Below are 23,721 nucleotides of genomic sequence, written 5' to 3' on the forward strand. Positions count from 1 at the left end.
TTATTTCTTTCTACGTTCTATAATATACTTATTACTAGCTTTAGTTTTAGATCTAGTCTTAAACCCTTTAGCTGGAATACCGTTTCTTGATCTTGGATGTCCTCCTGAAGAACGTCCTTCACCACCACCCATTGGGTGATCAACTGGATTCATACGAACAGCATTAGTTCTTGGTCTCTTACCTAACCATCTAGATCTACCTGCTTTACCAGAAACTAGTAATTGGTGATCTGAATTAGATACTACTCCAATAGTTGCCATACAAGTCAACAAAATTAATCTTGTTTCACCTGATGGTAACTTTACCGTTGCATATTTACCATCTCTTGCCATTAATTGAGCAAATGAACCTGCAGAACGAGCCATAACAGCTCCTTGACCTGGGTGTAACTCAATACAAGAAATAGTAGTTCCTAAAGGAATTTCGCTTAAGTACATAGCATTTCCAATTTCTGGAGCTAAGTTCTTACCTGAAACGATTACCTGACCTACTGTTAAACCGTTTTGTGCAATTACATAACGCTTTTCACCATCAGCATAACTAAGTAAAGCAATAAATGCAGTACGATTCGGATCGTACTCTATAGTTTTAACTGTTGCAGGGATACCTTGTTTATCTCTTTTAAAATCGATAATACGGTATTTTTGTTTATGACCTCCACCGATGTTACGTGTAGTCATTCTACCCTGATTGTTTCGACCTCCAGATCGTTTTTTCGGAGCAAGTAAACTTTTCTCCGGCTTATCAGTTGTTATGGTGTCGAACCCATTTACAACTCTAAAACGCTGACCTGGTGTTATTGGTTTTAATTTTCTAACTGACATTTTGTCTTTTCTTAAAGATTGTTATAAAAATCAATAGTTTCTCCTTCAGATACCTGAACGATAGCTTTTTTGTATCCACTTGTTATTCCAGTAACTAAACCTTTCTTAGTGTGTTTAGTTTTTCTTTTAAGAGGATAATTCATTGTCTTAACAGACTTTATTGCTACACCATAAGCCGCTTCAACAGCACTTCTGATTTCCAATTTATTTGCCTGACTGTTTACAACAAATGCATAACGATTATTAACTTCGCTATCGTTTGTTGCTTTTTCCGTAATAATAGGTTTTATTAAAATGCTCATTTCTATGCCTATTTACTTAAGTTAGATTGAATTCCTTCTAAAGTGCTTTCAGAAATAATTACTTTATTAGCGTTTAAAACACTATATGTATTAATTCCTGTAGCATTTACTACTTTAGTTCCTTTTAAATTACGAGATGATAAGTAAACATTATTACTTTCTTCTCCTAAAACAAATAAAGACTTCTTAGAGTCTAATTCTAAAGCTTTTAAAACATTGATAAATTCTTTAGTTTTTGGAGACTCAAAATTAAAGTCTTCAACGATTACTAAATTACTATCTTTTGCTTGAATACTTAAAGCTGACTTACGTGCTAAACGCTTTAAGTTCTTATTTAACTTGAAAGAATAACTTCTTGGTCTTGGTCCAAACATACGTCCACCTCCTCTGAAAACTCCAGATTTAATAGATCCTGCACGTGCTGTACCAGTTCCTTTTTGTTTCTTAATCTTTCTTGTACTTCCAGTAATCTCAGCTCTTTCTTTAGCTTTGTGAGTTCCTTGTCTTTGATTAGCCAAGTACTGCTTAACATCTAAATAAATTGCATGATCATTTGGTTCAATACCGAATACCTCGTTAGAAAGTTCAACTTTTCTACCGGTATCTTTTCCTGTAATATCTAAAACTGCTACTTTCATTATTTTTCGATAGTTACAAAAGTATTTTTGTGACCAGGAATTGCTCCTTTTACTACGATAAGATTCTTATCAGCAACCACTTTTAATACTTTTAAATTCTGAACTTTTACTTTGTCTCCACCCATACGACCTGCCATGCGCATTCCTTTGAATACTCTTGCAGGATAAGATGCAGCACCAATCGAACCTGGGGCTCTTAAACGGTTATGTTGACCGTGAGTTGCTTGACCAACACCGGCAAACCCATGACGTTTAACAACACCTTGAAATCCTTTACCTTTAGAAACTCCAGAAACATCTACGAATTCTCCTTCAGTAAAGTGCTCAACAGTAATTGAATCACCTAATTTATACTCTCCTTCAAACCCTTGAAATTCAATAACTTTTTTCTTAGCAGATGTACCAGCTTTTTTAAAGTGTCCATCTAAAGCTTTATTAGAGCTTTTTGCTTTTTTGTCATCGAAACCAAGTTGTAACGCACTATAGCCGTCAACCTCTTCGGTTCTGACTTGGGTAACCACGCATGGCCCTGCTTCGATAACAGTACAAGGAATATTCTTCCCGTTCTCATCGAATAAGCTGGTCATACCTACTTTTCTACCTATTAACCCAGACATATTTGTTAATTTTAAGACGATAGATTATTTTTTATCCAGCGCGTCTATTAATAATAAATTGTTTGAAACAAATGTTTCAGTTTACTACCTTAAGTTTTCACATAAAAAAAGAGCGAAAAACATCTCCACTCTTGAATTTGTTTTTACCATTTTTCCCTTGCGAAACCCTCAGGACATGTTAAATTCTGATTAAAATCAGAGTTTTTACACCACGAAACCTAAATTTCGGTGTGCAAAAATATAAAAAACTTTCGGTTTAACAAAATTAAACCGAAAGTTAGTGTTTTACTTATACTTTAATCTCAACTTCAACTCCACTAGGTAACTCAAGTTTCATTAAAGCATCAATAGTTTTAGAAGAAGAACTATAAATGTCTAATAATCTTTTGTAAGCAGATAATTGAAATTGCTCTCTAGATTTTTTATTTACGTGTGGTGAACGTAATACAGTAAAAATCTTTTTATTTGTTGGTAAAGGAATTGGACCGTTTACTACAGCACCAGTTGACTTTACTGTCTTTACGATTTTTTCAGCAGATTTATCTACTAAGTTATAATCGTAAGATTTTAATTTAATTCTAATTTTTTGGCTCATCTTAATATCTTATTAACCTTTAGATTTTGCTATTACATCCTCAGAAACGTTCGATGGAGTTTCAGCATAGTGAGAAAATTCCATTGTAGAAGTTGCTCTACCAGAAGACATAGTTCTTAAAGCTGTAACATACCCGAACATTTCAGATAGTGGTACCAATGCTTTTACAACTTTAGCTCCGTTACGATCACTCATATCGTTAACCTGACCTCTTCTTCTATTTAAATCACCAACGATATCACCCATGTTCTCCTCTGGAGTTAACACTTCTAATTTCATTAATGGCTCCATAATTTTAGATTTAGCAGCTTTAGAAGCAGCTTTGAATCCCATTTTTGCAGCTAACTCAAAAGATAACTGATCAGAATCCACAGGGTGGAAAGATCCATCTTTTAAAGTTACTTTCATAGAATCCATTTCGTAACCTGCTAAAGGTCCGTTCTTCATAGCTTCTTTGAATCCTTTCTCTACAGAAGGGACGAATTCCTTAGGAACGTTTCCACCTTTAATCGTAGAAGAAAACTGTAAACCTTGAACTCCTTCATCTGCAGGTTCCATAGTGAATACAATATCTGCAAATTTTCCACGACCACCTGATTGCTTCTTATAAACTTCTCTATGATCTGCAACAGCAGTAATAGCTTCTTTATATTCCACTTGAGGTTGACCTTCGTTAACTTCTACTTTGAATTCACGCTTTAAACGATCAACAATAATATCTAAGTGTAACTCACCCATTCCAGAAATAATAGTCTGTCCTGAAGCTTCGTCTGTTCTAACTGTAAATGTAGGGTCTTCTTCTGCTAACTTAGCTAAAGACATTCCTAATTTATCAACATCTGCTTTAGTTTTAGGCTCAACCGCAATACCAATTACTGGGTCTGGGAAATCCATAGATTCTAAAACAATAGGATGTTTTTCATCAGATAAAGTATCTCCAGTTTTAATAGATTTAAAACCTACTGCTGCACCAATATCTCCAGCTTCGATATAATCGATAGCATTTTGCTTATTTGCATGCATTTGATAAATTCTAGAAATACGTTCTTTTTTACCTGAACGGTTATTTAAAACGTAAGATCCAGCATCTAATCTACCTGAATAAGATCTAAAGAATGCTAAACGACCTACGAAAGGATCAGTAGCAATTTTAAAAGCTAATGCTGCGAAAGGCTCCTTAACATCTGGTTTACGAGAAATTTCTTCACCGTTATCAGGATTAGTTCCAATAATAGCTTCTTTATCTAAAGGAGATGGTAAATAACGACATACAGCATCTAATAAGAACTGAACACCTTTATTTTTAAATGCAGATCCACAAATCATAGGAATAATAGACATATCCATTACCGCAGCACGAAGTGCAGCATGCACCTCTTCTTCAGTAATTGAATCTTCATCTTCCATATATTTTTCTAAAAGATTTTCGTCATAAGCAGCAACCTCTTCAATAAGTTTCCCTCTTAACTCGGCAGCTTCTTCTTTTAAATCTTCTGGAATATCGATGATATCGAATGTTGCTCCTTGTGTAGCATCATGCCATACAATAGCACGATTCTTAACTAAATCAACAATACCTTTAAATTCATCCTCATCTCCAATATTCATTACAATTGGCACTGCATTAGATTTTAACATATCCTTTACCTGCTGACACACAGCCATAAAGTTAGACCCTTGACGGTCCATTTTGTTAACAAATCCAATACGAGGTACTTTATAGTTATCAGCAAGTCTCCAGTTAGTTTCTGATTGAGGCTCTACACCATCAACAGCACTAAATAAGAAAACTAAACCATCAAGAACTCTTAATGAACGATTTACTTCTACTGTAAAATCAACGTGACCTGGAGTATCAATAATATTAAAGTGATATCCTTTAGTTTCATCAGTAGCTTCTCCATTATTTAATGGGAATTTCCATTCACAAGTTGTAGCAGCAGAAGTAATTGTAATACCTCTTTCTTGCTCTTGCTCCATCCAGTCCATAGTTGCGGCACCATCATGCACCTCACCTATTTTATGACTCACACCTGTATAATACAATACACGTTCTGTCGTAGTAGTTTTACCAGCATCAATATGTGCGGCAATACCAATATTTCTAGTAAATTTTAAATTTCTAGCCATTTCTTAGAATCTAAAGTGTGAGAATGCTTTGTTTGCTTCAGCCATTTTATGCGTATCTGTACGCTTTTTAACAGCTGCTCCTTCTTCTTTAGCTGCTGCTAAGATTTCAGCTGCTAAACGCTGAGCCATTGTTTTTTCATTACGCTTACGTGTGTAAGTGATCATCCATTTAATTGCCATAGACACTTTACGGTCTGGGCGAATTTGCATTGGAATTTGAAATGTTGCTCCACCTACACGACGAGAACGAACCTCTACATGTGGCATCACATTTGACAAACCATCTTTCCAAACTTCTAAGGCTGATTTTTCTTCGTCAGTCTTCTTTTCGTTTACGATATCCATTGCATCGTAAAATACTTTAAAAGCTACAGATTTTTTACCGTCCCACATTAAATTATTAACAAAACGTGTTACTAATTGGTCATTAAACCTTGGATCTGGTAAAAGAACTCTTTTTTTCGCTTTTCTTTTTCTCATGTCTTTACATTAAAAAAGTTAATTGATTAATTTTACTTCTTTGGGCGTTTTGCACCGTACTTAGACCTACGTTGAGTTCTACCCTCAACTCCTGCAGTATCTAACGCACCACGTACTACGTGATACTTAACTCCTGGCAAATCTTTTACCCTTCCACCTCTAACTAATACTATCGAGTGCTCTTGCAAGTTATGTCCTTCACCTGGGATATACGCGTTAATTTCGTTACCATTTGTTAATCTTACCCTTGCTACCTTACGCATTGCTGAGTTAGGTTTCTTAGGTGTAGTGGTATACACACGCGTACAAACTCCACGTCTCTGAGGACAAGCTTGTAATGCAGCCGATTTACTCTTCTTAGTTATTTTGGTTCTTCCTTTACGAACTAATTGTTGAATAGTTGGCATACTATTATTACTTGTTTTTAATTTGTACTAAAAATTACTCTCTTCAAAAGAGTGTGCAAATGTACAATTTATTTCTAATTATTCAAATATCAGTTGATTATTTTAAAAATAGCTTAAATATAATTAATTCAATAACGCTTTTTATGAGCAAACTACTTTTCACCTCCATTAATTAACTAAGTACACATCTCTAAAAACAGACTAAATATACAAGCTTTATTGACACTTTACTTACTCTATAAAAGACAATACAAAACTTAAAACATTCTTAACATATTAAGTTAATTACATTTTTTACGTTAAAAAGTTGTCATTTTAATATAATTTTATGAATTTAGCAACCAATTAATTCAAATAATTACATAATGAAAACAAAGTTTAATGGGATTTTAACGCTATTCCTAGCGTTATTTATGCAAATTTCCTTTGCACAAGACAGAGCGATTTCAGGAACCGTTACTGATGAATCAGGAGCACTACCAGGAGTTACTGTATTAAAAAAAGGAACCACAAACGGTACAGAAACGGATTTTGATGGTAAATACACCATAAATGCTAAAACTGGCGACATACTTATTTTTAGTTTTGTAGGTATGAAGACTATCCAAAAAACAATTACCGTTTCAAAAACGATTAATGTGACTATGTCTAGCGACAATGTTTTAGATGAAGTCGTAATTACAGCACTAGGTATTAAAAGAGATAAAAAATCTTTAGGTTACGCTCAACAAACGGTAAAAGGTGAAGCAGTTAGCAGAACTCTAGAATCTGATGTTTCTAATGCATTAGCAGGAAAAGTAGCAGGTATTCAACTTGTTGGTGCTCCTGGCGCAGGGTTTAAAGCTGCTAAGGTTAGACTTAGGGGAAGCACCAATGTACTATATATCGTTGACAATATCAAAATGAACGATTTAAGCAGTATAAATACTGAAGATATCCAAGAGATATCAACTCTTAAAGGGTTAGCAGCAACAGCTTTATATGGTCCTGATGGACAAAATGGTGTTGTCCTTGTTACTACGAAAAAAGCAAAAAATGGTCAAGCGCAAATCACTGTTAACTCAGGTTACGCAATGGACCAGGTAACAAATTTAATGAAGACCCAAAACGAATATGGTGGTGGTTATTCTCAAGAATGGGATACTTTTAATTATAATCCTGCAATACATCCAGCTTCTTGGGCTAGTTTTAATGGGCAAAAAACTCCTTATTATGCAGCTGATGAATCTTGGGGCCCTAAATTAGACGGCACCCCGGTTAGACACTGGGACAGTTGGATTGAAGGAGACCCTGAATTTGGTAAATTAAGACCTTGGTCTGCTCAGCCTGATAACATTAAAAATTTCTTTAGAATAGGAACTACTCAAAGAACAAGCATAACCGCTTTAAAAGGAGGTGAAGACTATAATGTAAAAGCTCAAATTACACATACTAATAGAAAAAGTGTAATGCCAAATGCTGATAGAAAAACAACTCAAGCTGCATTTAATGTTGATTTCAATATTTCTGAAAAGCTAAATGTTTTTGGTAATTTTAATTACCAAAACAGAAAAACTAATAATGAATTAGCAGAGAACTATGGAAATGTTTTCTCTAACATTAACCAATGGTGGCAAAGACAAATTGATATTGACAGAGTAAGAGACTACAAACGTAATGGTAAATTTATTTCATGGAATATTAATGGACCTACTGACCCATCTCCAAAATATTGGGATTCTCCTTTCTTTGACGTATATGAAAACACCAATGCAAATGACAGAAATACCGCATTTGGAAAAATAGGCTTCAATTATAAAATTACTAATGACCTTTCAATTGTAGCAGAAGGTAGAACTCATTACACCTCATTTAAATCACACACACAAACAGGGTGGGGTAACCTTGATGGCCAGGCTGCATACGGAGAATATGAATATACAAGATCAAAAGATGAATACTTTGCTATGTTAAATTATCAAAAGAAAATTAATGATGATTTTGATGTTACAGCTAATCTTGGTACAGAAATTTCTAATTACAAACTTGAAAGTTTAGATGTATCAAGTGTTGGTGGGTTAACAACTAAAGACTTCTATAGTCTAAATACATCTGTTGATAAACCTACAATTGAAAACGTAAAGAATTTAACAAAAAACAAAGCTCTTTTCTTAAAAGGATCAGTAGGGTATAAAAACACACTTTATTTAGACAGTAGCTATAGACTTGATTGGAATTCTACAGCTAACCCAAACCTCAATGTTGTTAAAACTTTCTCTTTATCATCAAGTTTTATATTCTCTAAAATAATTCCAAAAAACGATATTTTATCTTTTGGTAAACTTAGAGTTGGTTATTCTGAGGCTCCTGCATTTCCAAACGTATATAGCTTAGGGCAAACATATGATACTGGAATTAGTTACGGTAGTACTGGTACACAAGAAATACCTAATGCTTTAAACAACCCAATCTTAAATGGAGGTGTTAAAAATGAATTTGAAATTGGTACAGAATTACAATTCTTAAATAATAGAATAGGATTAGATGTATCATATTTTAGTAAAACAGATAAAGGTTTACCTGTTGAATTAGATTTAGATGCATCTACAGGTAATACTTCTGTTTATGCTAACAGCGGTAAACAAACATATAAAGGTCTAGAAATAGCATTAAATGCGACTCCAATAACTAATGACTCTTTTACATGGAACACTAGTATTAATTTTGCTACTCTAGAAAGGAGAGTTGAAGCATTAGCTTTAGGTATAGATAATAAATACTTAGCTGCGTATAGTTTTAGAGAGAATTACTGGGGTAATGAATCTATGATTAACTTACAAGAACGTGTTGGTGAAGAATGGGGTGCTATATATGGTAGACGCATAAAAACAAATGCTGATGGTAAAAAAGTTATTAATACTGACGGAACATATGTTACAGAAGAAAACCAATATTTAGGAAATTACTTACCTGACTTTACAGGTGGTTTTACAAATACATTTACTTACAAAAATTTTGATTTGTCTTTAGGTATAGACTTCCAAAAAGGGGGGAAATACTTTTCTATGACACAAATGTTTGGTAAAGCTTCAGGTAATCATATAAGCACAATTGGGAACAATGCCTTAGGAAACCCAGTAAGAGACCCTCTTTTAGATAGCGCAGGTAATGCTCCAACAGGAAATGTGCTTTTAAATAACAATACTAATTCAGTTTCTGGTGGACGATTAATTGACGGCGTAGATGCTACAACAGGTAATCCTGTATCATATTATAAAGACTTAAATTCAGATGGATGGGATAAATTTGCCATTGGTGACGAATTTCTTCACGATGCCTCATATATTAAACTTAGAAGTATTTCATTCTCTTATAACCTACCTAAATTAGCTCTAGATAAACTAGGTTTTTCAAATGCGAAAATTGGTGTTTATGCCAATAATGTTTGGTTAATTTATTCTGATGTAGATTATATTGACCCTTCAGAATTAGAATCTCCTAATTCTACGGGTAATAACGGTTTTAGTTTCATTGAAGGAGGTCAAGCTCCAAGTTCAAGATCTATAGGTCTTAATTTCCAATTTTCTTTCTAAATAATAAAAAAACTAAAAATGAAAAAAATTTTAAAAACAATAATTATAACTACAATAGTCGTAGCTATTACATCATGTAATAGTGTAGATTTTGAAGATATAAATAACGACCCTACTAAAGCTTCTGTTGCATCAACATCTGCCTTATTAACAAGTGCAGAAAAGTACATAGGCACTTACACAACAGCTACGACACCAAACCTTTATGTACAATATTTGGCAAATGGTGATTATAATGATGAATCGAGGTACTTAGGTTTAAATTTCAGTTACAACACTGAATATGCTGATGTTTTAACTAATTTAAATAAGATTATTGAACTATGTAATGATGCTTCAACAAGTACAGATGCTAGCGCTAATGGCTCATTAAATAATCAAAAAGCTGTTTCAATGTTAATGAGATCATTTATGTTTTGGAGTATGACAGATAGATGGGGTATGCTACCATATACTGAATCTTTGAAAGGTATCAATAATAGCTTTCCTAAATATGACACTCAAGAAGAAATATACAAAGGATGTTTTTCTGAAATAGACCAAGCATTATCTCTTATCGACTCAGGAAATGGACCTACAGGAGATATATTACTTGGTGGTGATATGAATAAATGGAGAAAATTTGCTAACACACTTAGAGTTATAATGTCTTTAAGAATATCAAAACAAGTTCCTTCTTCAACTGGATATGCCGCTGCAGAATTTAACAAAGGAATTTCAGGTGCTATTTCATCTAACAATGAAAATATTTATTATACATTCCTTACTGAAGATAGTAATGATAATCCATGGCAAGATAGATTTCAAAGTAGAAAAGACTATGTTTTAGCAGATACTTTTGTCAACTCTTTAATTGGCTCTGGAACTTCTACAGCTCCAGAAGACCCTAGACTAGAAAAATATGCTGAAAAATCAACAAATAATTTAGAATATGCCGGTGGTATTTATAGTGCTAAAAACATCACAGCTAACTTTTCTTTTATAACTGATGATATAATTAATAATAGTGAAGCTCCTGGTATGCTTTTTACATATTCTCAAATTGAATTTGCAAAAGCAGAAGCAGTTACACTATCATGGTATAGCGGAAGCGCAAGTGCATTTTACAAAAATGCTATACAAGCTTCAATGAATCAATGGGGAGTAGTTACTACTGATGCGACAACATATATAGACAATCACCCTTACACAGGTTTATCTGACATTGCAGCTCAAAAACAAATTGCTCTTTATATGCAAGGTTATGAATCTTGGGCAGAATGGAGACGTTATAAATCTATTGGTGTAGCACCAATTTTAACAACCATATCTAATGCAATCAATGGTTCAGATATACCTCAAAGACATGCTTATCCAGGAAGTGCACCAACCCTAAATGAAACTCAGTATAATGCTGCTGTTACAGCACAAGGAGCAGATAATTTAGACACAAAAATATGGTGGGCTAAATAAAATAATATTTTAATCTTTAAAGGTGCTGCAGAAAGAAAATCTGCAGCACCTTTTTTTTTTGCAAAAACCATAAATCTTCTGTATATATTCTTTTGTTTCTTTAAACGGAATTAAAAATTATCAACTACTTTATGTTAAAAAATTGTTTTTTTAATATAAAATTAGGACTTTAGCGATTAATTAATTCAAATAATTACACAATGAGAACAAAGTTTAATGGAATTTTAACGCTACTACTGGCGTTATTTGTGCAAGTATCCTTTGCACAAGACAAAACAGTCTCAGGTACTGTTTCGGACGAATCAGGTCCCTTGCCTGGAGTTACTATATTAAAGAAAGGTACCACAAGTGGTACAGAAACAGATTTTGATGGTAGATATTCTATCAAATCAAAAACAGGTGATGTACTTGTTTTTAGTTTTGTGGGTATGAAAACAATAGAAAAAACTGTTGGTCTTTCTAATCAAATAAATTTAGTCTTAGAAAACGATAATTTACTAGATGAGATAGTTGTTGTTGGTTATGGTACAACAACAAAAAAATCTTATGCTGGTACTGCCTCTGTAGTAAAAGCTGAGAATTTAGAGGCTAAATCTTTTTCAAACATATCACAAGCTTTAGCTGGTGAAGTTGCTGGTGTGACAGTAATTAATACTTCTGGACAACCAGGATCTATAGGTACTGTTCGTATTAGAGGTTACGGTTCTCCTCTTGGAAACCGATCTCCTTTATATGTGGTTGATGGAATACCTTTTGCAGGTAATTTTGATATCAATTCAATAAACCCGTCTGACGTAAAAAATACTACCATATTAAAAGATGCAACTGCAACTGCTATATATGGTTCTAGAGGTGCGAATGGTGTTATACTAATTACAACCAAAACTGGTAGTAAATCTTCTGACAATACATATGTAGAAGTAGATTTTAAAACAGGGGTTAACATGCAAGTTATCCCTAGGTATGAAGTACTTACTTCTCCTGAAGAGTATATTGGATATACTTGGGAAGGATTATATAATGAAGCTGTTATTGGTGGTAGTGCTAATCCTGAAACTGATGCTAATGCTAATTTATTTACATCTGTTGGTGCGGGTAACGGCTATAATTTATGGAATGTACCTAACTCTGCTGCTTTAATAGATCCAGCAACAAAATCTGTAAGAGCAGGTGTTCAACGTCTTTTTACTCCTGAGAAATATTCTGATTTTGCTTTTGGTAAAGGTATAAGACATGAAGCTAATTTACGTATGGGAGGCGGTTCTGAAAAATCTAAATATTTTGCTTCTTTTGGTTATCTTAATGATAGTGGATATTCTTTAAATTCAGATTATAAAAGATATACTACAAGACTTAACCTTAATTCTGACATTAAAGATTGGTTAACTGTAGGTGTAAATGTTGGTTATGCTTATTCTGAAAGCACTAACAATGGTCAAATAGTTGGAGCTGAAAATGTTTTTGAATTTGCTGATAAAATGGCGCCTATTTACCCTGTTTATGCAAGATTCCCAAATACAGGTGATTTAATTCCTGACCCTATTTTTGGAGGCTCACAATATGATTATGGTGCTCCAACGGGTACAACAAATGGTTTTACAAGAGATAGACCTATTTCAAACTTATTAAACCCAATTGCTTCTGCTTTACTTGATTCTAATCTTTTTGATACACATTCATTAAATGGAAGTTTTTCAGCTAATTTTAAATTAACTGATGAGTTAAGTTTTGAAACTCGATTTGGAGGACAGTATTCAATAGAGCAAAGAAACAATATTACAAACCACGCATATGGTACTGCTGCAGGTACTAATGGAAACATTTTTGTTAGAAACCGTCTTAGATGGTCTCAAACTTTTAATCAAATTTTACGTTATAAAAAAACGTTTGGTATTCATAATGTAGAAGCACTAGCAGGACACGAAACGTTTGAAAGAAGGTTTGAGCAAGATGCTGTAACTAAACAAAATGTTATTATTCCTGGTTTAGTTAATTTAAATAACTACTTAGAAGCTAGTGGAGCGGCTAGTGGTTATGCTAATGGTTCTGGAATAGAATCTTATTTTGGTCAATTAAATTATAACTATGACGGAAAATACTTTTTTACAGGATCTTTAAGAACTGATGGTTCTTCTCGTTTTGTTAATGAAAAATGGGGTACTTTTGGGTCTCTTGGTGCTGCTTGGATATTAAGTGAAGAAGACTTTTTACAAGATAGTTTTATTACTTATTTAAAAGCTAAAGCTTCTTGGGGTGTTACTGGAGATCAAGATGGAGCTACAACTACTTCAGGTGTTGATGCTTTTAACACAAACTTTGTTGGTGGTTTGGCTATTGATTTAAGTTTAGCTGGTGACCCTAATTTAACTTGGGAATCTACAACAATGATGCAAGCAGGTATCGAATTAAGTATTGGAAAGTACCTTGATGCTAATTTTGATTATTACCAAAGAAATACTGATAACTTATTTTTTAATCAACGATTAGGGCCTTCATCTGGACTTTCTTCTATTCGAGTAAACGATGGAGAAGTTAAGTATAATGGTTTTGAATTTGACTTTACAGGTCATTTAATTAATAAAGAGAACTTTAAATTAGATTTAACTTTAAACGGAGAGGCATTAAGCAACGAAATGGTAACAATGCCTTTTGATTCTACTACTGGTTTACAAAAAGTTCTTGATTCAAACTCAAGTACAGATGGTGGATATGCTTTTGCGAAAGGACGTTCTATGTTCGATTTTTATATGCAAGAATGGGCTGGTGTAGACCCTGCTGATGGTTCTCCTTTATGGAACCAATATTATAATGATGCAAACAATAATGATGTATTAGATGCTGGAGAAGAAGATTTTTCTACTTTAGAAAATGGAGATGCTAGTAGTACAAGTTCATTATATGAATATCAACAAAGTGCTTCTAATGCTAATATTAAAAAAACTGTTACAAAAACATATTCTGATGCTACTCAAGTTTTTCTTAATAAATCATTAATACCTGATTTAAGAGGTGCTTTTAGATTATCTGGTAAATTAAGTAATTTTGATTTTTCTACTCAATTTACATATAGTGTAGGTGGTTATGCTTATGATAATACATACGCTGAATTAATGTCTGGTAATAATAACTACCATGTAGATATTAGAAATAGATGGCAAAAACCTGGTGATATCACAAATGTCCCTGTTTTAGCTAATAATGATCCACTTGTAGCAAATATTGCATCTGCTTCTTCTCGTTTCATAACAAGTACTGATTTTATAGCATTAAACAATGCAAGAATTGGTTATACTGTACCAAAAAACTTTATGTCTGGATCAGGAATTAATACATTAAGTTTTTGGATGTCTGGAGATAACCTTTTCAGTAATACAAAAAGAAATGGTTTTAATCCTGCTACTACAGAAACAGGTAGTTCTGCTCGTAGAATATACGCTCCAGCTACAACGGTAACATTAGGAGTAAGAGTTAAATTTTAAATTTTATTAAATTAAATTAATCATGAAAAAAATAATAAAAATTTCATTAGCACTAAGTGCTATGGCTTTATCTTATAGCTGTGCTGATGAATTATTAGATAATAGTGGTACTACAGGAGAAAGTCAACCTACTCAGTTTGTTACTGCTTCTCAGTTGGCATTCGGTGCAAATACAAACTCAGATATACCTACCGCATTTGTTAATGGTATGTATGCACAAATGATACAAGTAGGTAGTGGTGGTTCTGATTCACAAGCCGATTTCGGGCAAAAATCTCATGATATTTATGGAGATATTACATCTGGAGATATGGCTTTGACAGCTTCAAATTTTCGTTGGTATAATCGTATAGCACAACTTGATGCAACACAAAATTTCATTCGTGGTGAAAATAGAATAATATGGAGATATTATTATAGAATCATTAGATCTGCAAATACAATAATTGAAAGTTTAGGTGGTAACGATATCGTTCCTGAAAAAGCAGCTGATAAATATGCTATGGGGCAGGCTAAAGCAATGAGAGCACATTCATTCTTTTACTTAGCTCAATACTACCAAAAAGAATACAATGCTGCTGAAGCTATTTTACCGATGCCAACCGCACCTGGTAAAAACTTACCAAAATCTACTGCTGCTGAAGTTTATGACTTGATGGAGAAAGATTTAACTGATGCAATTAGCTTACTAGATGGTTTTAATCGCACAGCTAAGAACCAAGTAAATAAAGACATTGCACAAACTATTTATGCATATGTATTAGGAGCTAGAGGTACTGATTACCCTAAGATGGCTACAATGTCACAAAATGCTATTAATTCAGGAAATCATGCAATTAAACCTATTTCTGATCTTACAGATGGTTTTAATGATGTTACTGATAACAGCTGGATGTGGGGAATTGATATTGTCGCTGAAAATAGCTTAGGATTAGTTTCTTGGTGGGGACAAATTGATGCTTTCTCATTCAGTTATGGATGGGCTGGTGATTTCAAAGCTATGGACCTAAGTTTATATAATAAAATAGCTGCTAATGACGCAAGAAAAGGTCAGTTTCATGGTGATGCTACAAGTGGTAGATACTTACAACCATTAAGAAAATTTTATTGGGATATTGATGCTGCCAATGCTTTCGCCTATGGCTCTGGTCCTTCAACTGGTCTTACAGCAGATTATGTATACATGCGTATTGAAGAGGCATATTTATTAAATGCTGAAGCAAATGCAAAATCAGGAAATGATGGAGCTGCAAGAACTAGTTTAAAAGCAGTAATGCAAAACAGAATACCGGATGCATCTTATATCGATGCGTTATCTGGTCAAGCATTACAAGATGAAATTTACTTACAAACTCGTATTGAATTATGGGGTGAAGGAAAAAGTTATTTAGCTTTAAAACGTAATAAAGCTAATGTAAATAGAGGCTCTAACCATTTATTTTTAGCTAATGAATCGATGATGTATAATGAAGAAAAAATGACTTTTGAAATTCCACAAGATGAAATTCAGAACAATCCTTTCTTAAATGATCAAAATCAATAAATTCACTTTGTTTGTACCGTCCTGAAATAATAACACTGTATTAGGAAGGACAATTTTAAATAAAGTAAACCACCTCTAACGAGGTGGTTTTTTTATATCATAATTTCAACTACATTTGCAGCATGGAAGAAAACACGACTATTTTTGGTATTAGAGCAATAATTGAAGCTATTGAAAGTGATGCTTCACTTAATAAAGTATATTTACAAAAAGGACTTAGAGGAGATTTATTTTTTGAACTAGATAAATTATTAAAGAAAAATAAAATATCAACAAGTGTTGTACCTACTGAAAAATTAGATCGTTTATCTAAACATAGTAATCACCAAGGTGCGGTAGCTAAAATTTCTCCAATAAACTTTCATGATTTAGAAACATTAATTGAAACTACTTTAGAATCTGATAAAACACCTTTATTTTTATTATTAGATCAAGTATCAGACGTAAGAAACTTTGGTGCTATTATTAGAACAGCAGAATGTACTGGTGTAGATGGTATAATTATTCAAAAAAGTGGTAGTGCTCCTGTAAATGCAGAAACAATAAAAACTTCTGCTGGTGCAGCTTTTAAAATGCCTATTTGCAAGGTAGATCATATTAAAGATGCTATGTTTCAATTGCAAGCTGCAGGTGTTAAATTTGTTGCTGCTACTGAGAAAACCGAAGACAATGTGTATGATGTAGATTTTAATCAACCTATCGCTATTATAATGGGTTCTGAACATAAAGGAGTAAGTAACTCTGTCTTAAAAATGGCCGACTATAAAGCTAAACTTCCTTTATTAGGAGAAATTGAATCTTTAAATGTTTCGGTTGCTTGTGGTGTATTTTTATATGAGACAATAAGACAAAGACAATAATATCTAAAATAAAATCCTGCTTTACGCAGGATTTTTTATTACTCTTCTTTATAAAAATATTTATAATTTAATTCAGGTAATTCATCTTCTTCCAATATTACTGGAGGCATATAATTACCGTTCTCATCAAACATTTCATCGAATTCTGTTTTTGAAAATTCATATTTCTCTTTTACAATTCCGTTTTTTCTATACAAGAAGGATAAAATAATACCTGTAATTAATCCTGACAAATGTCCCTCCCACGACATTCCCTCTTTTATTGGTAAAACATACCAAATCATACTTCCGTATAAAAATATTGTAATTAAAGAAACGGAAACTAATCTATAATGTTTTTTAATCAAACCACTAAAAAAAACAAAACTAAAAAGCAAATATACAATTCCACTTGCACCAATATGATAAGACTCTCTTGCTATACACCAAGTTAAAACACCAGTAAGTAAACCACCGTATACCAAAACTTTAACTGCTACCTTTTTATAAAAATAAAAAAGGCAAGTAGATAGTACAAATAAAGGGATAGAATTATTAAATAAATGATTTGTATCACCATGTATAAACGGCGAGCTAAACACTCCAAATATTCCACTTACTTTCCTCGGGGAAATCCCAAACTTATTAAAGTTAAATCCAAACTTAATTTCTACCCAATAAATAAACCATATTAGGAAGACAGCAATGAATGGAAATAGAAAAATACTGTTCGAAAATTTTAATTGATTATTTGTTTTCATCAATCATAAAATAACAAAAATAAATCCAAACAATATTTTCGGAACATCTGTCATAAATCTTTTCTATTTTTACGGCATGAATCAACCTTTGGCAGAAAGAATACGTCCTCTACATTTATCAGACTACATTAGTCAACAACACTTAGTGGGTGAAAACGGAATTTTAACGAATCACATAAAACAAGGAATAATTCCTTCTTTAATACTTTGGGGACCTCCAGGAATCGGAAAAACTACTTTAGCTAATATTATTGCTAATGAATCTGGCCGTCCATTTTATACTTTAAGCGCTATAAGTTCTGGGGTAAAAGATGTTCGTGAAGTAATTGAAAAAGCCAAGAAGAGTGGTGGATTGTTCACTCAAAAAAACCCAATTTTGTTTATTGATGAAATTCATCGTTTTAGCAAGTCGCAACAAGACTCCTTGTTAGGTGCAGTAGAAAAAGGTTGGGTAACTTTAATTGGTGCAACTACTGAAAACCCGAGTTTTGAGGTTATACCTGCCCTACTCTCTCGCTGTCAAGTGTACATTTTAAATTCTTTTGATAAAAATGATTTAATAGCATTGTTACATAGAGCGATGAAGAAAGATGAGTTTATTTCAAAAAAAGAAATTAAATTAAAAGAAACTGATGCCTTACTACAAGTATCCGGTGGCGATGCTCGTAAACTATTAAACATTTTTGAACTTTTAGTAGCTGCGGATAATAAAATTGAAGTTACAAATGAGCTTGTACTATCAAAAATTCAGAATAACACAGTTCGTTATGATAAAACTGGAGAACAACACTATGATATTGTATCAGCTTTTATAAAATCAATTAGAGGTAGTGATCCCAATGCCGCAGTATACTGGTTAGCAAGAATGATTGAAGGTGGTGAAGATGTAAAATTTATTGCCAGGAGGATGCTTATTGCCGCTTCTGAAGATATAGGTAATGCAAACCCTACTGCTCTTATAATGGCTAATACTACATTTCAGTCAGTTGCTGTAATAGGAAATCCTGAATCTAGGATTATATTAAGTCAATGTGCTATTTATTTAGCCAATTCTGCAAAAAGTAATGCTTCTTATATGGCTATTGGTGAAGCTCAAAATTTAGTAAGAACAACTGGTGATTTGTCAATACCATTGCACTTGAGGAATGCTCCAACAAAATTAATGAAAGATTTAGATTACGGTAAAGATTACCAATATTCACATAATTACAAAGGTAATTTTGTGAATCAAGAATTTTTACCTGATGAAATTAAAAACACGAAATTATATGAGCCTGGTAACAATGCTCGTGAAAATCAGTTTAGAGATTTATTAAAACAACGTTGGAAGGATAAATATAATTACTAAAAAAGAGGGCTTATCACCCTCTTTTTAAATCTACTTTTTAAAATTTAATTTGATATTTTTCGATGAACTTAATACCTTTTGAATAAAATTCTACAACCCAAATATTATTATCTTTATATAATATTCCTTTTTTATTTTTTAAAATAAAAACATCTTCAACACTCGTTTTTAATATTTGAAAAACAACTTCTGGTTTTGTATTTACTAATTGAAATCCGTTTACAGTTGGCTGTGCATATAAACTAATTACATTTGCATCTTTTTTATTTTTAGTTATCTTTTTACGATCACTAATAACCTTTAATTTTACAGCTTTATTTATGTTTTTAATCTCTTTTTTAATAGAAGTCCCCACAACAGGTTGATACTTATATTTTATTTTTTTTATAGACTCAAATGAGTTTCGGATTGCTTCATGATATGCTTTTTTGTAATCTTTTTCTTTACTCTTACCTTCTTTAGATGAGTATATTATTTTACCTGAACAGTTACGTAACTCTACAATTGTTTTTGTTGTAAATAAACTTGAATTATTCTTTACCGTTCCAAATAAAGCTAAACATTTATTGTTTACTAAATCTACAGGTAAATTTTCATCTGCCAGAAAAGTATTAAAGCCATATTTATTAAATAAAAATTTGGTTAATGAACTTGTTTGATATTTATCTTTTTCTTTAACAAAATCAAATTTATTAGGTACAATAACGTATTTATATTTATTCACCTGTTTTTGTGAAAATATTGATGTTGTTAACATCAATAAGACAAAAAATATTTTCTTCATTTTAATTATATATTAAATTTATTCCAAATTGAAAAGACACACTGTTTGAGTTAGCAATATCGTTTATTTTAAGTAAATTATCTAACATGCCATAAACATTCACTTTCCCTATTCTTGTTGATACCCCCACTCCAATATTAGCATATGAGAAATCATCTATAGTATACGTAAATTTTGTACTGAATTTATCTGATAATTTTCTTTCGTAAAAACTGGTTAAAGCCATTTTAGGTCCTGTAGGTCTAAAAACAGAAAACAATTGTACACCTAAAGCGTTATTATAAAAACTTTTATAACTCATATCGCTACAACTCTCTTCATTTCTACTCTTCCCCCAACTATATTTATATGAACTATTAAGTTTTATTGGCCGCATAACACTATAAGATTCTCTGTTTTTAGTAGATGGTACTTTACTTTTAAAATCATCATTTAAATTTTGCCAATAATCATTAGTTACTCCATCATATTGAAAATCAATTCCAGAAAAAGTATAATCTCCATTTATTTCTGAATTTAAAACATCTTTAGAATAATTTATAAAACCAATATCTAATAAACTCGCTGTAATTTCAGTTTTACTATCTAATTTATATGTAAACCCTATATCAAAACCCAAACCCAAATTACCTCCTAAGAATGATCTCCCAATTAAATCGCTTCCCTTTAGTATTTTATCATTTTCATCATAAAATCCAGAACTTTGTATAGCTGCATTAATATTATTTAGATGATGAGTGTATTCATTATTATCATTTAAGGTTGTTCTAAAAGAACCTGTATTTTCTGTAAATGTGGCATTAACGATTCCTGAATAGATTTTTATCCTAGCCCCTATTGTAAATTTTTCATTTATTGTTCTAGATATTCCTGCATGTAGAACACCAATAGCTTCAGTTTTAAGATTTGTTTCAGATAACAAAAAATTCCTATTTAAATGAGCACTATTACCATCTCTCAGTAAAATTAAAACATCCTTTGGCATACTCATAAAAGCATCTAACTCTGTGTAAAAACCAAAACTTAAATAATCTCTTTTATTTAACTGATATCCTGCATTTAAAACTTCTATTTGTGAATGCACTTGTATATAATCATCTGTACTGGTTTTATCGATTATATTAAAAAGTTTTGTTGTAAAATCAATATTGTTATCTCTAAATAAATCTGCTATTGTAAACCCTGTAGCTCCCGCTTGAAAAGAAAGACCTGACAAAACAGGAATTCCGATATGAAATTTTTGATTCATATTTACACCTGGGTTTAACAACAAAGTTTGAGGTATTTCATCAAACCCATATAAAATTTGTTTATTTTGAGAAAAGCAGGTTTTTGGCAGAAAAAAACCTATAATAAATAAAAATGTAAAGTATTTTTTCATTAATTAATTTTAAAATAAAAAATCCCTGAAGAGTTAATTTTAAATGTTTTATTATCATTTATATCAATTATTGTCCCATCTATACTTGGCAATAACTTTATTGTTGAATTCAATTTCTTTGAACTTAATATCGATGATGAATTTGCTATAATGATTTCATGTGAAAACTCATAATTAGTAACATCTTTAGGTATTGTTATTAACGGAAATTGATAAGTAACAGCATCATTATCATCATAAAAAGTTAATAATAATGTGAAATTTCTATTAAATGGATTTGTAATATCAAAATTAACAACCATTCTTTCTACTTTTTCAAATACTGAGTTAGAAAAAATATCAAACCTTGATACATCAACAAATTCAGTATTCTCAACACCAATAGCATTAACAATAGACGATTGCTTAATATCTATATTTACTAATGCTGATAACATAGTAGGTGTTAATTCGATATCTTCAACTTGATTAAAATCAAGATCTTTAACACAAGAAACACATAAAAAAACACTTAAAAATAATATAAAAAAATGTTTATTGACCATAAATATCCGAACGTTTAAATTTTACAAAAATTGCTTTAACTCTAGTAGTGATTGAATACTTAATACACCTGATTGAGCTTTTACTTCATTTGAAAAATGAATTGCTAACATATTAGCATTTAATGCCCCTATAATGTCTGCTTCATAACTATCTCCTATCATTATAGAATTTTGTGGTATTGCTTTTGCCTTCATTAAAGCAAATTCAAAAATTTCTGGATTTGGTTTTTTACTCCCTAAAGATTCTGAAGTAATTATTTCGTTAAAATATGTATCTATTCCTGAATTTTTAATCTTTAATTTTTGAACTTCCTCAAAACCATTTGTAATAATATGCAATTGATATTTATCTTTTAAATACCCTAAAACTTCAATAGTCCCTTCAAACAAATAGTTATATTTTGGTAAATATTTAATATAATCTTCAGAAATTTTAATAATTAAATCATCAGATGCATTATAATTTAAAGCTACAAAAACCTCTTTTAATCTATTAAATCTTAAATCGGATTTAGAGATTTTATCTTCTCTAAATAATCTCCAGTATTTAAGATTGATAGGCATGTAAACTTTTAAAAACTTATTTATTTCTAATTGAATTTTTTGTTCTTCGAAAATTTCTTGAAAAGTTAATTTCGAATTTTTGTCAAAATCCCAAAGAGTATGGTCTAAATCAAAAAACACGTGTTTTATATTCATTTTCTTATAATTTTATTAGTTTAAAAGAATTAATTTCTAACAATTTTCAACATAGAACTATACACTCGCTTCCACCCTTTCCATCGTTGATAATTACTTAAACTTTCGTTGTGAAAAACGGTTATAAAGGCTCCATTTACAGCCTTAACTTCGTTTCTTAAATCCCTAATTTTACCTAAAGATTGCTTAGGTGTTAGTTTCATATAATCATTTAAAGTAGTATCAACTAATGCAAATGGAAATATCTTTAAAGGGGTTTGAATTTCAAAATCTAAATCATAAAAATAAAAAGGAGAACAAGTACTTGCTCTAAAACCTGTATGACTAGCATATCCCATAGAATAATCTTCTTCTATTTCTAAATCAATTAAATTCTGATATGTTTCAGGTAATGAAAATCTTAAATAGTGCTGCCTAGAACGTCTTATCGGCATATTAATAATATTCTCTAAACGTTCTTTTTCTTTTTTTAATAATAAATTATTATGCATTGTATAGTATGACGGATGTAAACCTACTCGAGCATAATCTACCATATCTTTTATTAGTAGTTTAAACTTACTTTTAGAAGCAGACACATTCGTATCAAAAGTAGTATAATCACCTATTAAAAAGAAAAAAATAGTTCTAACTTCATATATTTTTTTTAATTCAATAATAGATTTAAAAGTATTAAAAGGGTCTTTCTTTATATTAAAAAGCACTGCAAATCGATCCCAAACCGTTACTATTTTTAAATGCATTATATCTTTTAAAAAACCACCAATAGTTCGCACAAAACTTTTGTATTTATAAGCAAAAGCATTGTCTACATCAATTGTAGAAATATATTGATATTTTCTTGTAGAATGCTCATAAGTCGGAAACTTAATTTTTAACGTTTCTAAAAACTTATATGCCCAAATATCAACTACTGGTTTCTCTAAAAAACCATTTTTAAAAGCAACACTTTCAGTAGCTGAGAATCGCTCATGACTATCTTTTTTTTGCTGTAAATATTCCTCATATCTAGAGATCAAATAAAAACTTGCAGCAAAAATATCAAAAGGAATTTCTGATTGTTCTTCTATTTCAAAAAAACAAGGAACGCCATCCCACTTTTTAACATCAATCTGAAAGTCTTTAACCCCTTGCTCAAATAACAACTCATTACTTTTAACAAAGAATTCTTTTCCTAAAGCTACATTTGTATATGAAAACTTAGGCCCGTTATAAGCTACAAAGTCTTCAACTTTACCTGTAAATTTTATCTGAATTTGTAATATTCGTGTAAACATATGTTTAAAAACATAACGAATACGAGGTGTAACTTTATGGGTGTAAA

Annotated in this window: 20 protein-coding genes; 6 read left to right on the top strand and 14 right to left on the bottom strand. The window is 31.6% G+C overall.

Features of this window, described 5'->3' with window-relative positions; translation table 11 throughout:
* The 8 genes from rplB to rpsL all read right to left on the bottom strand — a co-directional run bounded on the left by rplB (position 1) and on the right by rpsL (position 5,994).
* Complete coding sequence (gene rplB, locus H518_RS0101705; RefSeq protein ID WP_028887473.1) at positions 1-825, bottom strand: 50S ribosomal protein L2; 825 nt, start codon at positions 823-825, stop codon at positions 1-3.
* An 11-nt stretch (positions 826-836) separates the two neighbouring features.
* Complete coding sequence (gene rplW, locus H518_RS0101710) at positions 837-1,127, bottom strand: 50S ribosomal protein L23 (RefSeq protein ID WP_028887474.1); 291 nt, start codon at positions 1,125-1,127, stop codon at positions 837-839.
* A gap of 8 nt (positions 1,128-1,135) precedes the next feature.
* Positions 1,136-1,765, bottom strand: coding sequence for a 50S ribosomal protein L4 (rplD, locus tag H518_RS0101715; RefSeq protein WP_028887475.1), 630 nt, complete (start codon positions 1,763-1,765; stop codon positions 1,136-1,138).
* Positions 1,765-2,382, bottom strand: coding sequence for a 50S ribosomal protein L3 (gene rplC / locus H518_RS0101720; protein WP_028887476.1), 618 nt, complete (start codon positions 2,380-2,382; stop codon positions 1,765-1,767). Before rplC ends, rplD begins: the two co-directional genes overlap by 1 nt.
* 289 nt (positions 2,383-2,671) lie before the next feature.
* The gene (rpsJ, locus tag H518_RS20960; RefSeq protein ID WP_024740605.1) at positions 2,672-2,977 is read right to left on the bottom strand and encodes a 30S ribosomal protein S10; all 306 of its coding nucleotides are present in this window, start codon (positions 2,975-2,977) and stop codon (positions 2,672-2,674) included.
* A gap of 12 nt (positions 2,978-2,989) precedes the next feature.
* Positions 2,990-5,107 carry an elongation factor G gene (gene fusA / locus H518_RS0101730; RefSeq protein ID WP_028887477.1) on the bottom strand — a complete coding sequence of 706 codons (2,118 nt, stop codon included), beginning with the start codon at positions 5,105-5,107 and terminating at the stop codon, positions 2,990-2,992.
* Positions 5,108-5,110: 3 nt separating this feature from the next.
* Positions 5,111-5,587 (bottom strand): 30S ribosomal protein S7, encoded by a 477-nt coding sequence (gene rpsG, locus H518_RS0101735; protein ID WP_028887478.1) that lies wholly within the window; start codon positions 5,585-5,587, stop codon positions 5,111-5,113.
* 32 nt (positions 5,588-5,619) lie between these two features.
* Complete coding sequence (gene rpsL, locus H518_RS0101740; protein ID WP_028887479.1) at positions 5,620-5,994, bottom strand: 30S ribosomal protein S12; 375 nt, start codon at positions 5,992-5,994, stop codon at positions 5,620-5,622.
* 365 nt (positions 5,995-6,359) lie between these two features.
* Between rpsL and H518_RS0101745 the strand changes: the two genes are divergently transcribed.
* The 5 genes from H518_RS0101745 to rlmB all read left to right on the top strand — a co-directional run bounded on the left by H518_RS0101745 (position 6,360) and on the right by rlmB (position 16,900).
* Positions 6,360-9,566 carry a SusC/RagA family TonB-linked outer membrane protein gene (locus tag H518_RS0101745; RefSeq protein WP_028887480.1) on the top strand — a complete coding sequence of 1,069 codons (3,207 nt, stop codon included), beginning with the start codon at positions 6,360-6,362 and terminating at the stop codon, positions 9,564-9,566.
* Between the two features lie 18 nt (positions 9,567-9,584).
* A complete protein-coding gene (locus tag H518_RS0101750; protein WP_028887481.1) occupies positions 9,585-11,018 on the top strand; it encodes a SusD/RagB family nutrient-binding outer membrane lipoprotein in 1,434 nt (477 codons plus the stop codon).
* A 200-nt stretch (positions 11,019-11,218) separates the two neighbouring features.
* Positions 11,219-14,497 carry a SusC/RagA family TonB-linked outer membrane protein gene (locus tag H518_RS0101755; RefSeq protein WP_028887482.1) on the top strand — a complete coding sequence of 1,093 codons (3,279 nt, stop codon included), beginning with the start codon at positions 11,219-11,221 and terminating at the stop codon, positions 14,495-14,497.
* A 22-nt stretch (positions 14,498-14,519) separates the two neighbouring features.
* Positions 14,520-16,040: a RagB/SusD family nutrient uptake outer membrane protein gene (locus H518_RS0101760; RefSeq protein ID WP_043706347.1), complete on the top strand. Its 1,521-nt coding sequence runs from the start codon at positions 14,520-14,522 to the stop codon at positions 16,038-16,040.
* Positions 16,041-16,162: 122 nt separating this feature from the next.
* A complete protein-coding gene (gene rlmB / locus H518_RS0101765) occupies positions 16,163-16,900 on the top strand; it encodes a 23S rRNA (guanosine(2251)-2'-O)-methyltransferase RlmB (RefSeq protein WP_028887484.1) in 738 nt (245 codons plus the stop codon).
* 38 nt (positions 16,901-16,938) lie between these two features.
* Here rlmB and H518_RS0101770 read toward each other — a convergent pair whose 3' ends face one another.
* Entirely contained in the window at positions 16,939-17,640 is a 702-nt protein-coding gene (locus tag H518_RS0101770) for a rhomboid family intramembrane serine protease (protein ID WP_028887485.1), read from the bottom strand.
* Between the two features lie 76 nt (positions 17,641-17,716).
* On the opposite strand from H518_RS0101770, the gene H518_RS0101775 reads away from it, so the two are divergent.
* Complete coding sequence (locus tag H518_RS0101775) at positions 17,717-18,988, top strand: replication-associated recombination protein A (RefSeq protein WP_028887486.1); 1,272 nt, start codon at positions 17,717-17,719, stop codon at positions 18,986-18,988.
* A gap of 37 nt (positions 18,989-19,025) precedes the next feature.
* Here the strand turns inward: H518_RS0101775 and H518_RS19025 are convergent, their stop codons facing one another.
* From H518_RS19025 to H518_RS0101800, 5 genes are read right to left on the bottom strand one after another with little or no spacing between them, the layout of a single operon-like run.
* The gene (locus tag H518_RS19025; protein WP_051263629.1) at positions 19,026-19,772 is read right to left on the bottom strand and encodes a hypothetical protein; all 747 of its coding nucleotides are present in this window, start codon (positions 19,770-19,772) and stop codon (positions 19,026-19,028) included.
* Between the two features lies 1 nt (position 19,773).
* Positions 19,774-21,153 carry a DUF5723 family protein gene (locus tag H518_RS0101785; RefSeq protein WP_028887487.1) on the bottom strand — a complete coding sequence of 460 codons (1,380 nt, stop codon included), beginning with the start codon at positions 21,151-21,153 and terminating at the stop codon, positions 19,774-19,776.
* A complete protein-coding gene (locus H518_RS0101790; protein ID WP_028887488.1) occupies positions 21,153-21,698 on the bottom strand; it encodes a hypothetical protein in 546 nt (181 codons plus the stop codon). Before H518_RS0101790 ends, H518_RS0101785 begins: the two co-directional genes overlap by 1 nt.
* A gap of 21 nt (positions 21,699-21,719) precedes the next feature.
* Positions 21,720-22,397, bottom strand: coding sequence for a YjjG family noncanonical pyrimidine nucleotidase (locus H518_RS0101795; protein ID WP_028887489.1), 678 nt, complete (start codon positions 22,395-22,397; stop codon positions 21,720-21,722).
* Between the two features lie 29 nt (positions 22,398-22,426).
* Entirely contained in the window at positions 22,427-23,674 is a 1,248-nt protein-coding gene (locus H518_RS0101800; protein WP_240472483.1) for a polysaccharide deacetylase family protein, read from the bottom strand.
* Positions 23,675-23,721 lie beyond the last annotated feature (47 nt).

It is taken from the genome of Tenacibaculum ovolyticum DSM 18103 (genome assembly GCF_000430545.1).
Lineage (GTDB): Bacteria > Bacteroidota > Bacteroidia > Flavobacteriales > Flavobacteriaceae > Polaribacter > Polaribacter ovolyticus.